This window comes from Oscillibacter sp., from assembly GCF_032018205.1.
In the GTDB taxonomy this organism is placed as follows: Bacteria; Bacillota; Clostridia; order Oscillospirales; family Oscillospiraceae; genus Oscillibacter.
Genome location: NZ_DALZOY010000005.1, coordinates 192,577 through 200,630, shown reverse-complemented (window position 1 = coordinate 200,630; position 8,054 = coordinate 192,577). Strand labels below are relative to the sequence as shown.

Sequence of the window (8,054 nt, the reverse complement as noted above, 5' to 3'; positions counted from 1 at the left end):
CGGTAGGACCTGTGGGACCGGTCGCTCCAGTCGCCCCGGTGGGGCCGGTTGCGCCAGTCGCGCCTACGCCAGTTGCTCCGGTAGGACCTGTGGGACCGGTCGCTCCAGTCGCCCCGGTGGGGCCGGTTGCGCCAGTCGCGCCTACGCCAGTTGCTCCGGTAGGACCTGTGGGACCGGTCGCTCCAGTCGCCCCGGTGGGGCCGGTTGCGCCAGTCGCGCCTACGCCAGTTGCTCCGGTAGGACCTGTGGGACCGGTCGCTCCAGTCGCCCCGGTGGGGCCGGTTGCGCCAGTCGCGCCTACGCCAGTTGCTCCGGTAGGACCTGTGGGACCGGTCGCTCCAGTCGCCCCGGTGGGGCCGGTTGCGCCTACACCAGTCGCTCCCGTGGCACCGGTAGAACCGGTCGCCCCAGTCGCCCCGATGGGGCCTTGCGGGCCAAAGGGACCCTGCGGACCTTGTGGACCTTGGGGACCCTGAGGGCCGGCAGGGCCGGTAGCCCCGTTAGCTCCGGCAGGACCCTGAGGACCTTGGGCCCCCTGAGGACCCTGTGGACCAGCGACGCCCTGGGGACCGGCGGGGCCGGTGGCTCCGGCAGGTCCCTGAGGACCCTGCGGACCGGTAGGTCCGGTGGGGCCTTGCCGTCCGGGACAGCCGGGACAGCCGGGAGGGCCCGGAGGGCCGGGAATGCAGCAATAGGAATTGCAAGAAGAGCCGGAATGAATCTTCATTCCGCAATCCTCAGAATTTGTAGAGGAATTATCGCATCCAGAGTTGGAATGCGAACAGTTTCTGAAAGCCATATTCGAAGTTCCTTTCATGATAGTAGGCTGGCGAAACCCAATACAGTGTATGCTTGCTTTCCTCCCTTTGCCATTCAGCCCACGACTGCGGACAGATTTTTTGCAGCATTCTTTTAAAAACATTAAAAAAAGCCGCCTGAAGAATAATCTTCAGGCGGCTTTTCATTCGGTTTTGCACTTTAGGCTACTCCGCCCGGAAAACATGAATGTGAAACCCAATCCGAACGGAAAGGCGCTCCACGGCTGCCAGCCGCTCCGTCCCTTCCTTCGGAGTTTTCCAGTAGTAGGGCGTCATCTGAAACAGCGCGTGAATTTCCTCCTGAGAATTCAGCTCTATCCGCCCCTCCACAGGGACGACGGTTTCATAGGCAAAGCCCTCGTAGGGCGTGCGCTTCTCCTCGTTGGGATAGGGCGTGTCATAGAGAATCTCCTTCAGCTCCCACAGGTGCATGGCCGACGGCACCACATACAAAAAGCTTCCGCCGCTGCGCAGCACCCGCCGAAATTCCGGAACACACAGGGGAGAAAAGCAATTCAGCAGCAGCTCCACCGACCCATCCGCCAGCGGCAGCCGGTAAGAAGACGCCACCGCAAACTCCACGGCTTTTTCCCGTTTTGCCGCCAGACGCACCGCAGCCTTGGAAATGTCCGTCCCCGCCATGCAGGGGCGCTTTTCCGCCTTGCGCAGCGCATGATAAATTCCTGCGGTGTAATACCCCTCTCCGCAGCCCGCGTCCAAAACCGCAGGCTCCGGTCCCGTGTGGGAGACAGCCAGAGCACACAGCGCGTCCAGCAGCGGGCGATAGTAGTCCCGGGAGAGAAAGTCCCGCCGGGCGGCGGCCATGCCGGGATCGTCGCCCGGAGCGGCGGAGTTCTTTTGATTTGCAGGAAGCAGATGGGTATGCCCCTCTTTTGCGATGTCAAAGCTGTGCCCTCCGGGGCAGGCATAGGTTCTCTCCGCCCGCTCCAGCGCCCCGCCGCACAGAGGACAGCGGAACAGACTACTCATGTCTCTCCCTCGCGAATGGTCACGTCGTTAATCCACTTCCTGCTTTTAAACCGGAAAAATCCCGCGGGCATTTTGCAGATATTCTCCGAGTAAATAGACAAGCACACCAGCCAAATAGGCGCGTTCAGCACCAGTCCTGTCAGCGCTGTCAGCGGCACCGCCACCAGCCACAGGGGAAGCAAGTCCAGAATCGCCGCCGCCCGCGCGTCTCCGCCCGCGCGCAGCACACCGGTGATGTTGGACACGTCGAAGGATTTCATGGGCATCATCACGATATAGACCGTGCACATGGTCACCGCCACCTTTACGGCGGTTTCCGTCAGGCTGAACAGCGGATAGAGAATTGGAATAAACAGCGTGGGAAGCAGCACCGCCAGCACCACGGCAACCCCCGCTCCCAGTAAAAAAGACACCAGCAAGAGGCAATAGCTCAGATTGTAAACCTCCTCCTCCGAGGCCCGCTCACCGATGCGCTTGCCCACGATGACGGCGGTGGAGCCCGCCAGCCCGAAGCAGGCCACCGTGGCAAATTTGTCAATATTGCCCATGATGGCATAGGCCGCCAGCATATCCGCGCTGATCACCGTATGTCCCATAATCGCGGTCATCACCGCTGTGCCAAGACCCCACAGCGTTTCGTTCACAATGACCGGCCCTGCATAGACCACCGCGCTTTTTGCCATGGCTTTGCCGGGGCGCAGCAGCGCCCGGGGGACCAGCGGAATCCGCCGGTTGGTAACGGCGTATATAAATACAATGGCAAATTCCACCACCCGAGCAGTCAGCGTGGCCAGCGCCGCGCCGGCAATTTCCAGCCGGGGCGCGCCAAACTTTCCAAAAATCAGGCAGTAGTTCAAAAATGTATTCAACAGCATGGAAATAGCAAATACCACCATGCCAAAACCGGGATTTTCCGTACTCCTCTGCATTCCAACATACACAGAACTGACGGCGTTGAACACATAGGATATGCCCACAATCCGCACATACGGCGCACCCAGTACAATCAGCCCCGCGTTGTTGGTGACAAGGCCCATCACCCATTCCGGAAACAAAAACAGCACCAGCGCCGCAAGCCCGGAGACAACAAGTCCCGCATACGCCGCCACGCCCATCACACGGTTGATGGAAACGGTATCTCCCTTGCCCCAATACTGGCACACCAATACCGTAAGGCCGCTCATCACCCCAAAAATGATCACCTGCACCAGAAATATCGGCGTGTTGGCGGCAGTGACCGCGGACAGCTCATCGTTGCCCAGCAGGCCCACCATGAAGGTGTCCACAAAGCCAAGGGACGTGGTAATAAGATTTTGCAGAATAATCGGAAGCGACAGCTTCCACAGTCGGCCGTAAAAGCCTGGCTTTTGGCGAAGCACGGAAAACATAATTACCTCAATCGTTCTCAAAATATTTCATACAGAATATGCCCCCAACTGTTTCTACAGCAATTCCACAGAAGAATGCGAAAAAAGGAAGCAGCGTAAAATGGCTGCAAGGCGGAGGACGCTGACGGGCTGACGCCCGTCAAGGACAACAACGCAGCAGACTGTCATTTTGCACGCTGAACTTTTTGCAGTTTTTTGTGGAATTGCTGTAAACAGCGCGGGAATTTTCAGACGCGTCACAGCATGGGAAACCGGGCGTCGTGATGCCGATGCAGGGCGTCCGCCGCCGCGTCAATTTCCTCTTTTGTGGTTTCCGGTCCAAAGCTCAGCCGCACCACTCCGGCGGCTTCCCGCTTTTCAAGACCCAGCGCCGCCGTCACCTGACTGGGCTTTCCCTGATGGCAGGCGGACCCGGCGGAGATGCAGATGCCCGCCTCTGACAGCTCGTTCACCACGTTCTGGCTGGGATACCCCGGCATGGAGACGGACAGCACATGGGGCGCGGTCCCCTTTGCGACAAACTTCAAATCTGGGATTTCCCCCAGCCGCTCCACGGCGTAGGCTTTGATCTCCGCCATGTGCCGCAGCTTCACATCAAAATCCTCCAGCCGCAGCTCCACCGCTTTGGCAAAACCCGCAATCTGGGCGGTGGCCTCCGTCCCGGCGCGAAAGCCGGACTCCTGCCCTCCGCCGGGCAGCAAGGGGCGCGGAGCGCGGACCCGCCCGCCGATATACAGCGCGCCGATGCCCTTGGGCCCCCCGATTTTGTGGGCGGAAAGAGCAATGAAGTCCGCGCCCAGCGTTTTGGCGGAGAAGGGGATTTTCAAAAAGCCCTGCACCGCGTCGGTATGCAGCAGGGTTTTTTCATTTTTCGCTCCCAGCCCGGCGGCAATTTCCGAAATAGGGTAAACGTTCCCCGTCTCATTGTTCACCAGCATCACGCTCACCAACACCGTGTCCGGCCGGACAGCCTTCAGCACCTTCTCTGCCGGAATATTCCCGTCCCTGTCCGGGAGGATGCGGGTAATCTCATACCCATCCTGTTCCAGCCAGCGGCACCGCTCCAGCACGGCGCTGTGCTCCACCGCGGTGGTGACAATATGTTTTCCCACCCGCCGGTTCTGCCACAGGGCGGCGGTGAAGGCCCAATTGTCCGACTCGGTTCCGCAGGCGGTAAAAAACAGCCGCGCCGTCTCGCAGCCAAGGGCCTGCGCCACGGTTCCGCGGCAGTCCTCCACCAGACTTTTGGCGCGGCGGCCATAGGCGTACTGGGAGCTGGGATTGCCGTATTCCTCCGTCAGCACGCGGACCATCTCCTCCGCCACCGCCCTCGGCACCGGCGTGGTGGCGGCGTGGTCGAGATAAATCATGAAAACACTCCTTTGATTGGGGCTTGCCCCAGCGGTAAAATACACGTATAATAGAGTTGTGCCGCCAATTGCGGCTCAATCGTATTATTATAAAGAAAATCGTCTGAAATAGCAAGGAGAATCCATGAAAATCGCCATTTACACCCTGGGCTGCAAGGTGAATCAATATGAGACGCAGGCCATGGAGCAGGAGCTTTCCCGCCGTGGCCACGAAATCGTTTCCTTTTCAGGCGCGGCGGACGCCTATGTGGTGAACACCTGCTCCGTCACCGCCGTCAGCGACCAGAAGTCCCGCCAGATGCTCTCCCGCGCCCGGCGGGAACACCCCGGGTCGGTGGTGGCCGTGTGCGGCTGCTATCCCCAGACCCGGCCCGAGGACGTGCGCAAGCTGGACGTGGACCTGATTGCGGGCACCGGGGACCGGATGGGCTTTCTGGACCTTCTGGAGCAGGAGCTGGAGGACCGCAGGCCCATGGAGGCCGTGGATCGCGTGTTTGACCGCCGCGCCTTTGAAATTCTCCCCGCCGGAGGGCTGGAGGGCCGCACCCGGGCCATGCTGAAGGTAGAAGACGGCTGCGTCAACTTTTGTTCCTACTGCATTATTCCCTACGCCCGCGGCCCCGTGCGCTCCCTGCCGCCGGAGGAGGCGGCGGCGCGGGCCAAAGAGCTTGCGGTAGCGGGATATCAAGAGATGGTGCTCACAGGCATCGAGATTTCCTCTTGGGGAGCGGATTTAAAGACCGGTCAGAGCCTGATTGATTTGATGGAGATTCTCAGCACCGCCGCCCCCGGTCTTCGGCTGCGGCTGGGCAGTCTGGAACCCCGCACCATCGACGAGGACTTTTGCCGCCGGGCCGCGAAGCTGCCCAATCTCTGCCCCCAGTTTCACCTGTCCATGCAGTCCGGCTGCGACGAAACCTTGAAGCGCATGAACCGGAAGTATGACACCGCGCGGTATTTCCGCTCCGTGGCGCTGCTGAAGGAATACTTTGACCGCCCCGCCGTCACCACCGACATGATCGTGGGCTTCCCCGGCGAGACAGAGGAGGAATTTTCCCAATCGCTGGACTTTATTCGCCGGTGCGGCTTTGCCCGGATGCACATTTTCCCCTATTCTATCCGCCCCGGAACCCCGGCAGCAGAGCTTGCGCAAATTCCCGCCGCCGTGAAGGAACACCGGGCCGCCCGGGCCGCCACCGTGGCGGACGAAATGCGCAAAGAATATCTTGCGGGCTGTGTGGGGCAGGTGTACCCCGTGCTGTTTGAGCAGGCCAAGGGAAATCACTTTTCCGGTCACGCACCCAACTATACGGAAGTTTTGGTTCCGGGCGGCGAGAACCTTCACAACCGCGTGCTTGCCACCCGCATCACCGGCACAGAGGGATTTGCCCTGTTGGGAGAATTGGAGGAAACGCCATGAAAAGCCACTTTTTTGCATATATATCCCGGCTGCGGTTCATCTCCCGCTGGGCGCTGATGCGCAACACCGCCCCCGAAAACGTGCAGGAGCACAGCCACCAGACGGCGGTGCTGGCCCATGCGCTGGCGCTCATCCGGAACAAGCGCTTCGACGGTCATGTGGACCCCGGTGCGGCGGCGGTGGCGGCGCTGTATCACGACGCGTCGGAAATTCTCACCGGCGATATGCCCACTCCCATAAAGTATTACAGCCCCTCCATCCGCTCCGCCTATCAGGAAGTGGAAGCGGAAGCAAACCGGAAGCTGCTGGAAATGCTGCCTTCGGAGCTGCGGGAGAGCTATGCCCCGGTGCTGGAAATTCCAGACCCGGAGCTGCGGGCGCTGGTGAAGGCGGCGGACAAGCTCTCCGCCTATATTAAGTGCGTGGAGGAGGTCAAGGCCGGAAACGGCGAGTTTGGCGATGCGGCAAGGCAGACCCGCGCCGCGCTAGAGGCCTTCGGCCTTCCCGAGGTGGACTATTTTCTCAAGACCTTTATGGACAGCTTTTCCCTGACGCTGGACCAGCTAAAATAAGGTGCGCTTTCAGTATTTTTGGTAACAGTGGGCTATTTGGGGCCAGAAGCAATCACGCGCAAATTTGAAAGGACGGATTCTTATGAAGCAATATGAATATAAGTTTGTGAAATTCAATATTGAGACGGGCTTCAATTATGATAAAAAGATTACCGACTTGGAGACGCAATGGAATGCGCTGGGCGAACAGGGCTGGGAATTTTGCCGGGATGGAGATGGATTTTCCGTATTTATTAGAGAACACAGCGCGGCGGAAGGTTTTTGACAAACAAGCGCGGGCTTCGGAGGATTCCGAAGCCCGCGCTTGTTTTAAATCTTAATCAGCTCGTATTCCCGGGTTCCAAGACCCAGCTTTTCTCCGTGCTCCAGACACACGCGCCAGTCGGTGTCGGGATGGAGCGCGACGAAATGGTCGCCACAATTGCAGTCCCACGCCCCGTCGGACAGGGCGGAGCCCGCCATCACGGGCTGGGCATTCACCGCGTCGGCACAGGCCTGATCCAGCGCCACCGGGTCAAAGGAGGCAAACATCCCCACGTCCGGGGCAATGGGCGCGTCGTTTTCCCCGTGGCAGTCGCAGTTGGGCGAGATGTCCAGCACCAGCGACACATGGAAGCAGGGCCGTCCGTCCACCACTGCCTTGGTATACTCCGCGATTTTTTTATTCAGGATGTTGGGGGCCTCGTCATTGGCGGCAACAATCGCATCCTTGGGGCAGACCCCAAGGCACCTTCCACAACCCACACATTTGACCGGGTCGATAGAGGCCTTGCCGTCAGTGACGGTGGGCGCGTCGTGAGCGCAGATTTTCACACACGCGCCGCAGCCAATGCACCGCTTCTGCTTGACATAGGGCGTACCGGAGCTGTGCATCTCCATCTTCCCCGCCCGGGAGCCGCAGCCCATGCCGATGTTCTTCAGCGTGCCGCCCATGCCGGTCTGCTCGTGGCCCTTAAAGTGGGTCAGAGAGATGAACACGTCCGCGTCCATCACCGCCCGGCCAATTTTGGCTTCTTTCACATATTCGCCGCCCACCACTGGCACCAGAACCTCGTCGGTTCCTTTCAGCCCGTCGCCGATTAGGATGTGACAGCCGGTTGAAAAGGGGGAAAACCCGTTTACATAGGCCGACTCGATGTGGTCCAGGGCATTCTTCCGCCCGCCGACATACAGTGTATTGCAGTCCGTCAGATAAGGTCTTCCGCCCTGAGACTTCACAAGGTCCGCCACTACCTTGGCCCAGTTTGGCCGGAGATACGCCAAATTCCCCGGCTCGCCGAAGTGCATTTTGATCGCCGCGTATTTTCCCTCCATGTTGATGTCGCCAAACCCGGCGGTCATCATCAGGCGCGCCAGCTTTTGGGGCAGATTTTCCCGCCAGCTTGGGGCCCGGAAATCCGCAAAATAAACCTTTGCCTTTCCTGCCATCTTCAGTTTTCCTCCCTGTTTTCTCTTCCTGTGCTCTTTTCCTGCGCTTTCTTTGTTCTATTCCCGAA

Annotated in this window: 7 protein-coding genes; 3 read left to right on the top strand and 4 right to left on the bottom strand. The window is 59.6% G+C overall.

Translation table 11 applies throughout. From position 1 onward, the window contains the following. Positions 1–983 precede the first annotated feature (983 nt). The 3 genes from RTU96_RS06050 to RTU96_RS06040 all read right to left on the bottom strand — a co-directional run bounded on the left by RTU96_RS06050 (position 984) and on the right by RTU96_RS06040 (position 4,566). Complete coding sequence (locus RTU96_RS06050; RefSeq protein WP_312635557.1) at positions 984–1,808, bottom strand: putative RNA methyltransferase; 825 nt, start codon at positions 1,806–1,808, stop codon at positions 984–986. After that, on the bottom strand, positions 1,805–3,217 hold the full coding sequence (locus RTU96_RS06045; protein ID WP_312635556.1) for an MATE family efflux transporter: 1,413 nt from the start codon (positions 3,215–3,217) through the stop codon (positions 1,805–1,807). The genes RTU96_RS06050 and RTU96_RS06045 overlap by 4 nt, the downstream gene beginning before the upstream one ends. A gap of 215 nt (positions 3,218–3,432) precedes the next feature. After that, positions 3,433–4,566 (bottom strand): cysteine desulfurase family protein, encoded by a 1,134-nt coding sequence (locus tag RTU96_RS06040; RefSeq protein ID WP_312635554.1) that lies wholly within the window; start codon positions 4,564–4,566, stop codon positions 3,433–3,435. Between the two features lie 124 nt (positions 4,567–4,690). On the opposite strand from RTU96_RS06040, the gene mtaB reads away from it, so the two are divergent. From mtaB to RTU96_RS06025, 3 genes are all read left to right on the top strand, one after another. Further along, entirely contained in the window at positions 4,691–5,986 is a 1,296-nt protein-coding gene (gene mtaB, locus RTU96_RS06035) for a tRNA (N(6)-L-threonylcarbamoyladenosine(37)-C(2))-methylthiotransferase MtaB (RefSeq protein WP_312635552.1), read from the top strand. Beyond that, on the top strand, positions 5,983–6,558 hold the full coding sequence (yfbR, locus tag RTU96_RS06030; protein WP_312635551.1) for a 5'-deoxynucleotidase: 576 nt from the start codon (positions 5,983–5,985) through the stop codon (positions 6,556–6,558). Before mtaB ends, yfbR begins: the two co-directional genes overlap by 4 nt. An 82-nt stretch (positions 6,559–6,640) precedes the next feature. Continuing rightward, a complete protein-coding gene (locus RTU96_RS06025) occupies positions 6,641–6,823 on the top strand; it encodes a DUF4177 domain-containing protein (protein ID WP_312635549.1) in 183 nt (60 codons plus the stop codon). A gap of 44 nt (positions 6,824–6,867) precedes the next feature. Here RTU96_RS06025 and RTU96_RS06020 read toward each other — a convergent pair whose 3' ends face one another. After that, positions 6,868–7,986: a DUF362 domain-containing protein gene (locus tag RTU96_RS06020; RefSeq protein ID WP_312635547.1), complete on the bottom strand. Its 1,119-nt coding sequence runs from the start codon at positions 7,984–7,986 to the stop codon at positions 6,868–6,870. Between the last annotated feature and the right edge of the window lie 68 nt (positions 7,987–8,054).